Raw genomic sequence first — 13896 nt, forward strand, 5'->3', positions numbered from 1 at the left:
AATCAGTCTTTAATAACCAGATTTAGTATGAATCGCCTTCTAGGTGAGCAACTCACATAAGCTGTGAAAACCCAAAAAAAGGGCGAACAAAATTCACCCTAACAGACACAGTAATCATCCTACAAAGTGCTGATAAACTGATCAAGGCGATCGAATCCTTTTTCAATCGTCTTTAGGTCTGTAGCATAGGAAAGACGAATACAATCATCAGCACCAAAAGCAATACCGGGGATAGCAGCCACTTTTTGGGTTTCGAGGAGTTTCTGACAAAAATCCCGGGATTTTAAACCAGTTTGACTAATATCGATAAACACATAAAAAGCACCGTTGGGAGTAGGACAATTGAGTCCAGGGAGCGATCGCACTCGTTCTAAAATATACTGTCGGCGATCGCTAAAAGCTTTGACCATTTCCTCGATGCAATCTTGGGGACTCGCCAAAGCAGCGATCGCACCGTACTGAGCAAAAGTGCAGACATTGGAGGTACTATGACTTTGGATCTTAGTCATAGCCTTGACAATTTCCACCGGTCCTGCTATGTAACCGACGCGCCACCCCGTCATCGAGAAAGCTTTAGCAAAACCATTGCTAATAATACTGCGCTGAAAGATTTCTGGGCCAAAAGAAGCGATACTGCGGTGAATTGCGCCATCGTAGAGGATTTTCTCGTAAATTTCATCAGAAACCACTAAAATATCCTTTTCAACCACAATTTTGGCTAAAGCGGCGATTTCTTCGGGAGTATAGACAATGCCGGTGGGATTAGAGGGAGAATTGAAAACAAATAATTTAGTTTTCGGTGTAATTGCCGCTTCTAGCTGTTCGGGGGTGATTTTATAGTGATTCTCTAGGCTAGTGTTCACTATAATCGATGTTCCTCCCGCTAACGTCACCATTTCAGGATAACTCAACCAGTAGGGTGCGGGAATAATTACTTCGTCTCCCGCTTCAATTAACGCCATGATTAGATTGTAGAGAGACTGTTTACCGCCATTGGTAACGATGACATTATCGGCATTGTATGCTAGTTGATTATCCCGCAGCAATTTCTCGGCGATCGCTTTTCTTAACCCCAGTTCTCCGGCAGCCGGTCCGTAGCGAGTTTTTCCCTCATCGAGGGCCTTTTTCGCGGCAGCTTTGATGTGAGTGGGTGTGTCGAAATCTGGCTCCCCGGCGCTAAAACTACAGACATCTTCGCCGTTTCTCTTCATTTCCTTGGCCAGAGAGTCGATAGCTAGGGTAAGGGAGGGGGTGACTTGATTGACTCGTGACGCTAGTTTCATAGTATTTTACCCTGAAAGGGCTTTTCTGATGACCTACACAACCTTTAGTATTGTCCATCACCTCGATTGTTCTGGGTGTTTTTTTATATAATCTCCGGAATTGCGGCGCTTAGGGATGGGTGTGGGGTGATGGGGTGATGGGGTGATGGGGTGTGGGGTGATATCTTGTTCCCAGGTTCTACCTGGGAACACTCTTTTCAGGTTCTACCTGAAGAATACTTTAAGGCTCTGCCTTAAATATTGTGTGTCAAGGCTCTGCCTTGACACAAGCGATCAGTTTTTTCCACTGTTGACTGTTATTGAGGATTTTTTCTTTTCGAGGGTTTTTGTTTGCTGGTAGGGAGTAGGGGAGCGGTTAATTTTTCGTAGAGTTCAAAGAGGTATTCAATACGGTTTAATTCACTGGTGAAAGGTTGGGGACGATAACACAAATCAACGGCTTTGTCAAGTTTTTGGTGAGCTTTGAGCAAGTCGGGAGGCATGGTTAAAGGATCGTATAAATCCGCAAGGCTACTGTCAGGATATTTTACCCTAGTATCTAGCACAGCTTGAGCGCAAGTTTCGACGGTTTGTTTTTGTTTGTCGGTGATATTTTCTGGAAAGGGGTAGTTATTATAAACAATATCTTTTGAATAACGGTAATCGCTTTTTAATCTTCCACACACATATTTAACCCATGCCATGTGCATTTCTGAAGTAAGAATACCGAATAAATATAGATTTGCATTAGTAATTAATAGAACTTGATCATTACCAATCACATTTTTATTCATAAAACCTATGGGAATATATTTTCTTCTTTCAGATGAGACACGGGGAACAAGTAAATAATTAGTATCAGGTTGTGCTATTTGACAGAATAGAGTAGGTGTCGCCGCAAATTTACGAGTAGAAGCGGCTTTACTTTTTAATCTAAAATTTTTAACCTTATCTACTCTTTTGATGACTTCTGGTAATGTCTTTAATTCCCTGGGAGAAATATCAAGTAACCATAGACAGTAGCGACTATAACCATTAATAAATTCTTGCGCTCCTGTATAAGGTTTAATCCATTTTTCTGCCTTCGGCTCTAATTTTAAAAATTCTTCTTTTTCTGGTTCTGTAAAAATAAAATTACCACCATCTCTTGGCATACTACCAAAACGCATTAATGGAACATTAGATAAAGGAAAACTCCGGTTATTAATAATGATGTCACTTCCATCAACCAAATAGGGATTAATATTATTCGACTGAACAACTAATGATTCACCTTGAATATCTTCATAATCAAAGAGGATTTTATTTGTTATATTAAAACTTGCAAAGCCAATAATAACACAATGAACTGCGGCGTTTCCTTTGGCTTCATTACTCCATTTAAAAGTACGATGGGCAAAATGAATTTTTAACTGATATTTTTGAAAAAGAATATTCCAAAGTAAGGCAACTTGCTCCCCTTGAGATATAGAATTTGTGGAAACAAAAGCAACCCTGATTCTATTGCCCTGAATTATTTGAGCAGCCTTAATATACCATGCACACACATAATCCAAAACGCCTATTCCTTTCTCACCGTCGAAAACATAAGCCATATCATTCCTTTGCTCATCGTTCATAATCATCGCACCAACAAAAGGAGGATTTCCTAAAATAAAATTGAGCTTCTCTTTTGAGATAACTTCCTCCCAATCAATCCGCAAGGCATTGCCATGAACAATCTTTGCCGCTTTCTTTAATGGTAAACGGACAAAATACTGACCAAAAGTATTACTAGCTTTAATATTCATCTGATGATCAATTAACCACATCGCCACTTCTGCCACCCTCACCGCAAACTCATCGTATTCAATACCAGCAAACTGATTGACATCTACCTGAATAATGGTACTAATATCTGTTACTAACTGCCCCGTTTTATCTAACTCCTGTAATACTAAAATCTCTAAATCTCTTAACTCCCGATAGGTAATAATTAAAAAATTGCCGCAACCACAGGCAGGATCAAGAAAATATAAATTAGCAATCTTTTTCTCAAATTCTAGTAATTTACTGCGATTGCCTTTAATCTTCTCAAATTCCCTGTGTAAATCATCTAAAAATAACGGTTTAATCACCTTTTGAATGTTCTTCTCGGAGGTATAATGCGCCCCTAAATTGCGTCGTTCTTTTGGATTCATTACCGCTTGAAACATAGAACCAAAAATAGCAGGGGAAATTTTTCCCCAATCAAAAGCACAAGCTTCTAATAACATGAATCGCATCTTACTATCAAAAGCCGCTAAGGGTAATGACTCTTCAAATAACTTGCCATTTATGTAGGGAAATTGAGTTAAATTCTCATCGAGATTTTTTAATCTTTTTTCTTCTGGTGTATTCAAAACCTGAAAAATAGCATCAATGTGCATCGCCAAATCACTGCCATCTTCTTTGGTATGTAGATCGATATATTCCCAGAAAATCCCCTTGTTAAAAATACCCGTATCATCGGCAAATAAACAAAATAATAAACGCACTAGATAAACTTCTAAATCATGCCCCATATAACCAATTTCTTTCAGGCAATCATGAAGTTTTCCCATTAACTCGGCAGCTTGAATATTGACGGGATCTTCGTCTTTATAAACTCGCTTTTCGTAACCCGCAATAAAATCAAATAAATGAACATTATCAACAAAATTATTTAATTCAAATTCCCATTGATTACCCGAATCTAAATCATATAATTTAAACCGTTGAAAATCCGAGACTAAAATATAACGCGGTAACTCATGTTCCTTTAAATTGGGAAAATAATCCTTGGCTTGTTGTGTGGCTTTTTCTAAATCTTTCCCCTTCGATTTATGCTCAACTAAAATCGTTCCTTTCCAGAGTAAATCAATAAAACCTTGCTTATTATCTGCTTTTTTTATCGGTTGCTCAAAACTGGCTACCCTACGCCGTGAAATGCCAAAGACATGAAAAAACTCATTCCAAAAAGATTGAGATTCTGCTTTTTCTGAAGTCTCTCCTTCCCACTCTTTTTGAAAAGCGATGGCGCGATTTTTAATTTCATTCCAACTTAAAGGCATAGTTTTAACTCCTTATCTTTCGCCGGTTTGCTCAAAGATAGTAGAAAATGGTGTAGGGAGCCAGATGCAGTCAGCAAGGGATATAGATAGTTTCCATTTTAGGTTATTTTTTGGTAAACTACAAGGAAAGCTAGAAATTAGCAACGCCTTGAGAATTGTATCCGCTTAGTTATCAGTGCAGTTATTGACTCCAACGAAAAACTTATCGCTATGTCCAAGACTCTCTACGAACAAGATTTTCAATTGTGGCTCGCAACAACAATTAGCCACCTACAGAAGCGGGAATTTGCTGCGCTGGATACTGATAACTTAATTGAGGAGTTAACCGAGTTGGGAAAATCGGAAAAAAGAACTTTAGAAAGTAATTTGATGATTCTTTTGGCTCATTTGCTCAAATTAAAAGTACAGCACGACGCACCGCCATCAATGAAGGATAGCTGGTATTGTTCTATTATTGAGCATCGTCAGCGCATTCAGAAAAACTTACGCGATACTCCTTCCCTCAAATCCTATCTAGAAACTGCTATCGAGGAAGCTTATCCAGATGCTCGTCAAGTGGCAATTAAGGAAGGGAAACTCGCTCAATTTGGTGTTCGGATTCCCCCAGAAAATGATTATCCTCAAATTTGTCCTTTCTTGCCAGAGCAAATCTTAGATGAGAACTTCTATGGCAATTGACTAGAGGAAATAGTTAAGAAAAAAGTTAATTTTTAATATTTTATGACTCGACTAACTCCGATTCAAATTGACGAAAATACTCTAAGTGGGTAGGTGGAATTAAATATAAGATGAACGTAGGTTGGGTTGAAGCATGAAACCCAACGCCCGATTATGTTACGCTACCGCTAACCCATCCTACAAATAATTGTGCCTCCCTACTTAATTTACATAGAGTCCACCGATAACCTAGAAATTCCTGCCAAGACATTAGGAACAGAGGGAAGAATTGCTAAAGGGGTAATTTCTATACCAGATAATTGAAAATCATCACAATAATTATTGAGAAAAGTGGAACCTACAGAAGAACAGTATCTTGTCTTAAATGCTCTTGAAACTTTGGGACTCCTACTCTTTAGAGTCTATGATGAAGATAATGGAGCTTGGCTAATCATTACTTCTAGTCTAACATTGCCCAGATCATACTTATTGCCTAATGGCGAAATTATTCCCCTAGAATGGATGCTTTAACCATGAAAAAACCGACAGAACTTCAACAGCAAGAATACGAAAGAATTGGCGAAATTGCAGCCAAAGGAAGACAGCGTTATCTAGAAGCAGGAGGCGACCAAAAAATCTGCCCTAGCGGAAGAAAAGGAAATGATTATTTAACCGATGAAGAACGTAAAGAAATTTTACAATTAGCCCGTCAGGTTTTTGGCGTTCAGATTAAAGATGGCCAAGTTTACTGTCAAGGACGGACTTGGAAAATATCCGATAAAAAAGTCTCAAAAGATACCGAAAAATGAACTAAATATTGCTAGTGTAGAACCTAGGTTAGGTTGAAGCATGAAACCCAACGCCCGCTCATGTTACGCTACCGCTAACCCATCCTACAAATAATTGTGCCTCCCTACTTAAATGCGCGGACAGCTTAGAACTTACCTAAACAAAAGCCCCCAGAAAACATCACTTTCTAGGGGTCTAATTACAATTGACGGAAAACAAACTTATGGGGAGGTTAACCTCCAGCTACCGCAGGAACGATACTGACTTCATCGCCATCTTTTAAGGGGGTTTTTGTCCCATCGAGGAAGCGAATATCTTCACTGTTGACGTAGAAATTTAAAAAGCGCCGGGGTGCGCCCTCTTCATCGCATAAGCGGGCCTTAATACCGGGGAAACTTGCTTCTAAGGATTCGATTAAACCACCGACACTACTAGCACTACACTCGATGGTAGCCTTATTTTTTGTAAATTTTTGCAGGGGAGTGGGAATGAGAACTTTTACAGCCATAGATATCAAGGAAAAAGTGGAAAGGACAGTAAGCTGTCCGCGAATTTAAATTGCTTGTGGAGATGAGGCAAGAGGATAATCACCCCATCATCCCTTAGTATCAATTCTAGACGAGAACCTGTTGCCATTCGAGGCGTTCGAGGGTGCGGGAACGTTCCAGGGCCCGTTCAAAGCTTTCTAATTTCGGTTCGATTAACAGGGGTTCACCGATATAACCCTGTACCGCTTCTTGGGTTTTTAGACCATTACCAGTGATATAAACGACTGTGGTTTCTTCGGGGTCGATTTTACCCGCTTCTACTAATTTTTTCAAGACAGCGATAGTCGTACCGCCCGCAGTTTCCGTGAAAATGCCTTCCGTTTCTGCCAAAAGTTTAATACCTTCGATAATTTCGGCATCGGTAACGGATTCAATATTACCGCCAGTTTTACGGGCAATATCAAGGGCATAAACACCATCGGCGGGATTACCAATAGCGATCGATTTGGCGATAGTATTGGGTTTAACTGGGGCGACAAAATCCCGTCCTTCCTTGAAAGCTTGGGCAATGGGGGAACAACCTTCCGCTTGAGCGCCACTAAAACGCACTGCTTTATCTGCCACCAAACCGACTTTAACGAATTCTTGGAAGCCTTTATAAATCTTAGTAAAGAGGGAACCACTGGCTAAAGGTGCGACAATATGGTCGGGTAGTTTCCAGCCTAATTGTTCAGCCACTTCAAAGCCTAAAGTTTTGGAACCTTCGGAATAGTAGGGACGCAGATTGATGTTGACAAAACCCCAACCGTAGGTATTGCCCACTTCGGAACAGAGACGGTTAACCTGATCGTAATTGCCTTTGACTGCCATGACCGTGGGATTATAGATTAGGGTGCCGAGAATTTTACCTGCTTCTAAATCGGAGGGAATGAAAACACAACAGTCTAAACCGGCGTGAGCGGCAATAGCGGCGGTGGAATTGGCCAGATTTCCCGTACTAGCACAGGAAACGGTAGTAAAACCTAATTCTTTGGCCCGGGTAAGGGCGACGGATACCACTCTATCTTTGAAGCTGAGAGTGGGCATATTGACGGCATCATTTTTAATGTAGAGATTTTTTAGACCCAAGCGCCGGGCTAAACGGTGGGATTTCACTAGGGGAGTCATACCCGTACCCACATCGATAGGATTTTCACTTTCCACTGGCAAAAAGGAACGATAGCGCCAGATGGAATTGGGACCTGCTTGAATGCTTTCTCTGGTAACGGTGCGACGGATGAGGTCGTAATCGTAGTCCACTTCTAGGGGGGCAAAGGTTTCTTCGCAGATATTCAGCGCTTTCAGGGGGTAAGAAGTCCCTCCTTCCTTAGAAACCAAGCGGGTAAAGGTGGGGATGAATTTTGAGGTTTTGATGTTTGTCGCTAGGGTCATGATTTTCCTGTCTTGCCGTCAACTGAATCTACAAGCATCCTATCACCCGCAAAATCTTGGTGTCAAATATACCCGACTATTTTTGTCGGGTATAAATTTATACAAAAACTAGGAGATATTCTGGGGAGCAGCAAGGGTTAAGGGGAGATGGTTGGGCTGCCGTGTCAGAAAACTTCGGGGTAGTTTTAGGTCAAAAAAAGGACGAGGAGAAGGGATTTAAGTGTTTTAGGAGGCTATAGCCTATTTACTGCGAATTTTATCGAAATAAGCTCTGATTTTTGTTTAAATAGCTTAAACAGGGGGCGATTAACTGCGGTTGCCAGAAAGTTTCTCGCTTTACTCAGGATGATTGTCAAGAAAAATGACAAATTATGTGATTTTGTTGAGAAATAATAATTTTTTCTGGACTGCCCAATAAAATTGACCATTTTCGGCAGTCGTCAGGAGATTATTTTTATTTATTCTCCCTTCTCCCTAGGAAGGTAGGGTTGATTCATGAATCAACCCTACGGGGACAGGGGGGATCAAACCTTAAGAGTCAGTGGTCAGGAGACATCGGCCTTTTGATAAAAAGTTAAGGTAGTATTGCCGTAGCGTTTTTGACGACAAATGGTTAAACCTTCTAGATTAATTGCTTGCCAAGATTTGGGATTGTGTTCCACGGCAATTTCCCCCAGAGAATCTAATAAATTAGATTGAGAGATGGCAGTTAGTACCGGTAAATATAACCCGCTTTCGTAGGGAGGATCAAAATAAATTAAATCAAAACTTTTCCCCGCTAAAGTGGCTAACTTTGTCAGTACATCTCCCCGAATTACTTGGAATTGCTGGTGAGAAGTTGCTAAATTGCGCCAATTTTCCTTGATAATTTCGCCAGCGCGTCCTGATTGTTCAATTCCGATTACTAGACTGGCACCTCGACATAAAGCTTCCGCACCCATGGAACCATTACCCGCACAAAGATCTAACCAACGACAGCCGGATAATTTCTGTTGCCAGATATTAAATAAAGCTTCTCGCACCCTTGCTGTCGTCGGACGGGTTAATTGTCCTGCTAGGGTTTTTATGGGACGATTGCCGTAAATTCTCATCGGTTAAAAGGCAAATTCAGTTAATCTTTTTTGTAATAAATCAGGAAAAAGAGCATAGTATCTTTGATTGAGAGGAGAGGGATGGGGGAGAGGCAATAAAGTCACTTTTTTTTGCTGTTTTAATCCCTGTTCATCGGTAGCGGTAAGGGTAACTAGGAGTTTTTTGGTAAAGCGTTCTTTATCAAGATAGAATTTATCCACTTCTTTGGGTTTACCGTAGGGTTCAAACCATTTAAAAGCTTCCGTGCCAAGGGGAATGATATGATCACCTTGCCAATAAAAAACGAGCAGTTTTTCTATAAATGGACGAAAACGATCTTTCACTTCCCCAGAATAAGCTTTATTACCCGGGGGTTTGTAGGGAACTGTATTAGTTAGGAAAATTCGATCGCATACCGATAATAGCTCTTGACGATCATGGGATTTTCTCCCCTGCCAAGCTTGAAAAAATCCCTCTCTTACCATTCTACCGGCAGCCCCGATCAAAGGTTGTCCTGCATACACTTCATCTCGTCCTAAATCCCGGCCAAAAAAGCATAACTGACTAGCAAGATTACCAGCATACAAAACTGGTTCAAAGGGGTCTTTTTTTGCCTCTTGGTAAATCAGGGTATCGATGGGAAAATCCTCTTTTTTTGCCTCTTGGTGTACCTGTTTAATTAGGGTTTTAATATCGGTCATTTCAGTTATCAGTTATCAGTTTTCAGTTATCAGTTTTCAGTTATCAGTTATCAGTTATCAGTTATCAGTTTTCAGTTCACTGAAAAAAGCTTCTCCCCACACCCTACACCCCACACCCCCCTGCCCCCCCGATGTCGGGGGGGTTGGGGGGGTCACACCCTACACCCCAATTCACTCCTCGGTGCGATAGCCAAATTCTGCTAAAAGTGAGCGAGATTGTCGCCATTTCGGTTCTACCTTCACAAATAACTTTAAATATACCTCCCCGGCGATTAACTTTTGAATAGCCGAGCGAGCGGAAGAGCCGATCGCTTTTAACATACTGCCATTTTTACCGATGACGATCCCTTTTTGGGAAGCTCGTTCCACGTTAATGGCGGCAAAAACCTTGGTTAAAGCGGGAGTTTCCTCGACGCGTTCAATCACCACCGCCACAGAATGGGGAATTTCCTGACGGGTTTGCAGTAAAATCTGTTCGCGGATTAATTCGCCCATAATAAACCTTTCCGGCTGATCGGTGACTAAATCGGGGGGATAGTAGTAGGGACCGACTTCGAGGGAATCAGTTAACAGATTTTGCAGTTCTGCGATTCCTGTCCCCTCCAGTGCCGAAAATTTGAGCAGAGGCCAGTTATTTTCCGCCGCTAAGGTACGATAACTATCGTCGATAGGCTCCGGGTCTTCCGGTTGCTGATCGGCTTTATTTAGCCCTAAAATCGTGGGAGTTTGGTTTTTAGTCAGTAAATCGGCGATATAGCGATCGCCACCGCCCAAAAAATTACTACTATCGACAACAAATAAAACTAAATCTACAGAATTTATGGCGTTTTCAGCATTTTTAACTAAAACTTTGCCTAATTCGTGATGAGGCTTGTGAATGCCAGGGGTATCGACAAAAATCATCTGGGAGCGCTCGCTGGTGACAATGCCGCGTAAACGGTTGCGGGTAGTTTGAGCGATGGGGGAAGTAATGGCGATTTTTTCTCCCACTAATTGATTCATCAGGGTGGATTTGCCCACATTAGGACGACCAATAATACCAATAAAACCCGATTTAAAACCAGTGGGTGCGATGGGAATTACTGCCGAATCGAGATTAAAGGCTTGGGAGTTGATCAAATCGTTCATAATTAAAGAATATTACTTAAAAAATATTTTTACCCATGCAAAGGATAATTTTGTTCTTGTTAGTATTGATTCTAGGCTGTAGTAACCATTTAGAATTATCTATGGCAGGAAATTTAAGCGATCGCTTAACTAATTATCCTCGCTGGATGACTAAACCAGTGGTTAGTTTTGCCAGTGGAGATTTAGTTTATCCCGATTGGATGGTAGGCAGTTGGACTGTCACCAGTACCCTAATCGATTTAACCGCTCCTCTTGCTCCCCAGATTATCACACCTGGTTTTGAAAGTAATCGTCGTTACCTAGAAAAATCGATCGAGTTTCCGGTGAGATTCATCGAGAAAGCTATTTCCAGACCGATAAATGCGGCCTTTTTATCGACTATTATCAGTAAACCATCAATTGTGGCCGATCGATCCTTTAATGGTTTAGCAATTAGTCGCGCCTATTTGGGTAGTCAATCGGTATTATCGGTAAAAACTGACCCCAATAATCCCAATCGTCAGATTACCTTTTTACGGGGCGCTCATCAACTAATTTCCACGGTAATTGCCAGAAATAGCGAAACTCCTAGCCGAAATCAATTTATTGCCACAGAAATTAGTCAACAAATTTTCCGGGGAGAAACCAATACTTATCTTAATGAGGTGGAAACCACCACCGCTTATGAGTTATTATCTCCTAATAAAATTCTAGGCGATCAGGTGACAGCCATTTATCTTTCCCCCCAATCCCCTGATTATTTCCAAGCGCCGAATCGTCCTGTAGCTTTGTATCGTTATCGCCTAGAATTGCTGAAAGATTAATAGAACTCCTGTAAAAATCAACAATCTTCCCTTAGATGAGGAGACAGGAGGAGAAAAAAGACAAGAGACAATCCTAGCCATAAAACCTAAGATTATGTCCAAAAGGAATTAAGAGAACTTTCCCGGGCCTAGTTTTCGGACTTTATTGAAGGACTTGGGGACGATTTGCTTGAATACTCTTAATCCCTCCTACAGCAGATGTTATGGCCTTTTGTCAACGGGGAAGTTCATTTATACTGTCTTTTACTCAGCCAAGAAAGCGAGGCTCCCACCGCCATTAACTGCTCAATGTGAGCTAAGTTTCTTTTTCTTGAATTGGTCTTTGATGGGTTTGTAGGTGGGGTTAATCGTCTAGTTGTTCAACCTTTTTTTAACGCATTATTTCTGTGAGGTAAATGTTATGACTAATATCATAGGTATAGGTTCTTATGCAGCAGGATTAAGCACTTATCTTGCGTCTTTAGCTTATCATCAAAAACATCAGGTAAAATCTAAAAAGGTCTTATCTTGTCAAGTAACACCGAGTGATCCGTTTGCAAAACAATTGAGTGATGAGGCAGAAAACATTTTAAAAGAGCAAGTGATGTTAGAAGCAGGAAAATTATACCATAGCTTTTGCGATCATCCTTTATATAGTTTTACTATTACTCTGGAAATAAAAGGATTATTTTGGGCTAAAAATACAGAAGAAGTTTCATTTGGTATCTACGATATGCCAGATAGTCTCTTGAGAGATATTAGAAAGTTTTCATCATCTCATAGCTTCACAGAATATTATGATGATTTATTTAGTGATATAGGTGGATATTTCTTACCAATAGATGGAACATCTCATCGAGAAGATGAGGTATATGCTAAGTCTTTAGAAAAATTTACTACAGATTTAACACAGCGTAACCCGCAAGGTTGTCGTATCGCTTTTACTGTCACGAAATGTGATTTATCAGAACTTTGGGTTAATCGAGATTATCCTCGTGGTCTGGTACAAAGACGCTTTCCTAAAATGTATGCAATCCTAGAAAATTGGACTCAGGAGGACAAGGGAAAAGTTGAATATTTTACCACTTCATCCTTCGGAGTATTTGGTAAATATTGTGAACCAAATTCAATGATTAAATCACAAAGTAAAGGGGGAACAATGGCCGTGATTAGAAATCCTCAAGAATGGCAACCTTTTGGACTGATTGAACCCTTATATTGGTTATGTACGGGTAAAATGCTATAATTATTGTAGAAAAAACTCATCTTGCTTAAAAAAATCGCCAATTCAAAAATGAAACGCTATCAACTTCTTCAAGACAAACGAGAGAATATTATAAAAATTGCTCGAAAACATGGAGCATTTAATATTCTAATATTTGGATCAGTTGCCAGAGGAGAAGACAGCAATGACAGTGATATTGACTTTTTAGTAGAAATGGAACAAGGACGCAACTTATTAGATAGAATTGGTTTAATTCAAGACTTAGAAGATTATTTAGGCTGTAAGGTTGATGTGGCTACTATTAACAGTTTACGAGATTGTTTTCGGGAAAGAATCATGAAAGAGGTGATTCCTTTATGAATGATGACTTAATTTATTTAGGTGATATTTTAGATAGAATTGAACGAATCGAATCTTATACACAGGAGGGAAAAGACAGATTCTATCAATCTTTATTAATTCAATCATCAAATTATTGCCAATGAAAAGAATTACAATTAGTTGACAACATGGAGGTTAAACAAGTGAATCAAATTATTTGTATCGGCGATCGCTTTGCAGGAAAAACACATCTTTGTCTAGAAATTCTTAATCCTGATGGTCATTATATCAAAGTTGTAGAACCCGATTATAAATTCATGAAATCTTTGATACTTGACGATAGAGGAATTACAAGAGCAGGAACAATAAACGGGTGCAGGTTTTCTGAAACATATATAAAGTTTAAGGCTTATTTACCAGCTGGTCTTCAAACAATTGACTTAGATATAATTGATACATTAGGAGAAATTTGGCGAAAATCTTGGCAAGATGTTCATGATGAGATGTGGCAAGAAACATTAAATAAAATTCAGACAGCAGATGCGGTTTTAGTTATTTTAGAACCTTATCGAGAGATTATTAATCCTGAAAAAGACAATCTAGATCATTTTATTACTCGTCAACAATGGATCAAAAGATTTGAAAAATGGGTTGACTTTTTGCTCAAAGAATGCTCTCAAGTTTCTCACTTATTAATCTGTTTAAATAAAGTGGATCTCTGTCCGATTAATCTCACGGAAGAAGCTAAAAAACTAGCTTATGATCCTCATTATCAATACCTTAATTGGCAAGAAAAAGACAGTTATGTTTATCATCGTTATTTTACCCCCGTACAGTCTCAAATTCAACGACTAAATCAGCATCGAGAAAAGGCTGCACGTTTCTTTATTACTAGCATTTATCAGCGAGATTTACTAGAACTTCCGTTAATTTATATCAGTAGTTATGTAAATTTCTCTTAATTATTTCA

The 13896-nt window shown here is 39.8% G+C and carries 14 protein-coding genes; 7 read left to right on the forward strand and 7 right to left on the reverse strand.

Annotated features, from left to right (window positions below):
* Positions 1-119: 119 nt before the first annotated feature.
* Together O9324_RS02425 and O9324_RS02430 are read right to left on the reverse strand one after the other, a co-directional pair.
* A complete protein-coding gene (locus O9324_RS02425; protein ID WP_288139388.1) occupies positions 120-1283 on the reverse strand; it encodes a pyridoxal phosphate-dependent aminotransferase in 1164 nt (387 codons plus the stop codon).
* 296 nt (positions 1284-1579) lie between these two features.
* A complete protein-coding gene (locus O9324_RS02430) occupies positions 1580-4333 on the reverse strand; it encodes a class I SAM-dependent DNA methyltransferase (protein ID WP_288139389.1) in 2754 nt (917 codons plus the stop codon).
* A 210-nt stretch (positions 4334-4543) separates the two neighbouring features.
* Here O9324_RS02430 and O9324_RS02435 point away from each other — a divergent pair, with 210 nt between their 5' ends.
* The 3 genes from O9324_RS02435 to O9324_RS02445 all read left to right on the forward strand — a co-directional run bounded on the left by O9324_RS02435 (position 4544) and on the right by O9324_RS02445 (position 5799).
* On the forward strand, positions 4544-5011 hold the full coding sequence (locus O9324_RS02435) for a DUF29 domain-containing protein (protein ID WP_002765125.1): 468 nt from the start codon (positions 4544-4546) through the stop codon (positions 5009-5011).
* A 330-nt stretch (positions 5012-5341) separates the two neighbouring features.
* Entirely contained in the window at positions 5342-5521 is a 180-nt protein-coding gene (locus O9324_RS02440) for a hypothetical protein (RefSeq protein WP_002765124.1), read from the forward strand.
* A 2-nt stretch (positions 5522-5523) separates the two neighbouring features.
* Positions 5524-5799 (forward strand): hypothetical protein, encoded by a 276-nt coding sequence (locus O9324_RS02445; RefSeq protein ID WP_002742806.1) that lies wholly within the window; start codon positions 5524-5526, stop codon positions 5797-5799.
* A gap of 212 nt (positions 5800-6011) precedes the next feature.
* Here O9324_RS02445 and O9324_RS02450 read toward each other — a convergent pair whose 3' ends face one another.
* The 5 genes from O9324_RS02450 to era all read right to left on the reverse strand — a co-directional run bounded on the left by O9324_RS02450 (position 6012) and on the right by era (position 10598).
* Positions 6012-6287, reverse strand: a complete 276-nt coding sequence (locus O9324_RS02450; protein ID WP_287628021.1) for a MoaD/ThiS family protein — start codon at positions 6285-6287, stop codon at positions 6012-6014.
* A 106-nt stretch (positions 6288-6393) separates the two neighbouring features.
* Positions 6394-7698: a threonine synthase gene (thrC, locus tag O9324_RS02455; RefSeq protein WP_002750866.1), complete on the reverse strand. Its 1305-nt coding sequence runs from the start codon at positions 7696-7698 to the stop codon at positions 6394-6396.
* A gap of 545 nt (positions 7699-8243) precedes the next feature.
* The gene (gene rsmD / locus O9324_RS02460) at positions 8244-8789 is read right to left on the reverse strand and encodes a 16S rRNA (guanine(966)-N(2))-methyltransferase RsmD (RefSeq protein WP_002765123.1); all 546 of its coding nucleotides are present in this window, start codon (positions 8787-8789) and stop codon (positions 8244-8246) included.
* 3 nt (positions 8790-8792) lie between these two features.
* Positions 8793-9470, reverse strand: coding sequence for a uracil-DNA glycosylase family protein (locus O9324_RS02465; protein ID WP_002765122.1), 678 nt, complete (start codon positions 9468-9470; stop codon positions 8793-8795).
* Between the two features lie 171 nt (positions 9471-9641).
* Entirely contained in the window at positions 9642-10598 is a 957-nt protein-coding gene (era, locus tag O9324_RS02470; RefSeq protein WP_288139390.1) for a GTPase Era, read from the reverse strand.
* A 35-nt stretch (positions 10599-10633) separates the two neighbouring features.
* Between era and O9324_RS02475 the strand changes: the two genes are divergently transcribed.
* The 4 genes from O9324_RS02475 to O9324_RS02490 all read left to right on the forward strand — a co-directional run bounded on the left by O9324_RS02475 (position 10634) and on the right by O9324_RS02490 (position 13888).
* On the forward strand, positions 10634-11401 hold the full coding sequence (locus O9324_RS02475; protein WP_288139391.1) for a DUF6816 family protein: 768 nt from the start codon (positions 10634-10636) through the stop codon (positions 11399-11401).
* A gap of 400 nt (positions 11402-11801) precedes the next feature.
* Entirely contained in the window at positions 11802-12626 is an 825-nt protein-coding gene (locus tag O9324_RS02480) for a hypothetical protein (protein WP_288139392.1), read from the forward strand.
* Between the two features lie 48 nt (positions 12627-12674).
* On the forward strand, positions 12675-12965 hold the full coding sequence (locus O9324_RS02485) for a nucleotidyltransferase family protein (RefSeq protein WP_288139393.1): 291 nt from the start codon (positions 12675-12677) through the stop codon (positions 12963-12965).
* Positions 12966-13129: 164 nt separating this feature from the next.
* A complete protein-coding gene (locus tag O9324_RS02490; protein ID WP_288139394.1) occupies positions 13130-13888 on the forward strand; it encodes a hypothetical protein in 759 nt (252 codons plus the stop codon).
* The last annotated feature ends 8 nt before the right edge of the window (positions 13889-13896 follow it).

It is taken from the genome of Microcystis sp. LE19-84.1B, assembly GCF_027531875.1.
Lineage (GTDB): Bacteria > Cyanobacteriota > Cyanobacteriia > Cyanobacteriales > Microcystaceae > Microcystis > Microcystis panniformis.

Excerpts from the sequence above, each read along its gene's own strand:
- O9324_RS02475 (WP_288139391.1), top strand. The coding sequence starts at position 10,634 with ATGCAAAGGATAATTTTGTTCTTGTTAGTATTGATTCTAGGCTGTAGT.
- O9324_RS02435 (WP_002765125.1), top strand. The coding sequence starts at position 4,544 with ATGTCCAAGACTCTCTACGAACAAGATTTTCAATTGTGGCTCGCAACA.
- O9324_RS02445 (WP_002742806.1), top strand. The coding sequence starts at position 5,524 with ATGAAAAAACCGACAGAACTTCAACAGCAAGAATACGAAAGAATTGGC.
- O9324_RS02485 (WP_288139393.1), top strand. The coding sequence starts at position 12,675 with ATGAAACGCTATCAACTTCTTCAAGACAAACGAGAGAATATTATAAAA.
- O9324_RS02465 (WP_002765122.1), bottom strand. The coding sequence starts at position 9,470 with ATGACCGATATTAAAACCCTAATTAAACAGGTACACCAAGAGGCAAAA.
- thrC (WP_002750866.1), bottom strand. The coding sequence starts at position 7,698 with ATGACCCTAGCGACAAACATCAAAACCTCAAAATTCATCCCCACCTTT.
- O9324_RS02430 (WP_288139389.1), bottom strand. The coding sequence starts at position 4,333 with ATGCCTTTAAGTTGGAATGAAATTAAAAATCGCGCCATCGCTTTTCAA.
- rsmD (WP_002765123.1), bottom strand. The coding sequence starts at position 8,789 with ATGAGAATTTACGGCAATCGTCCCATAAAAACCCTAGCAGGACAATTA.
- O9324_RS02480 (WP_288139392.1), top strand. The coding sequence starts at position 11,802 with ATGACTAATATCATAGGTATAGGTTCTTATGCAGCAGGATTAAGCACT.
- O9324_RS02450 (WP_287628021.1), bottom strand. The coding sequence starts at position 6,287 with ATGGCTGTAAAAGTTCTCATTCCCACTCCCCTGCAAAAATTTACAAAA.
- O9324_RS02425 (WP_288139388.1), bottom strand. The coding sequence starts at position 1,283 with ATGAAACTAGCGTCACGAGTCAATCAAGTCACCCCCTCCCTTACCCTA.
- era (WP_288139390.1), bottom strand. The coding sequence starts at position 10,598 with ATGAACGATTTGATCAACTCCCAAGCCTTTAATCTCGATTCGGCAGTA.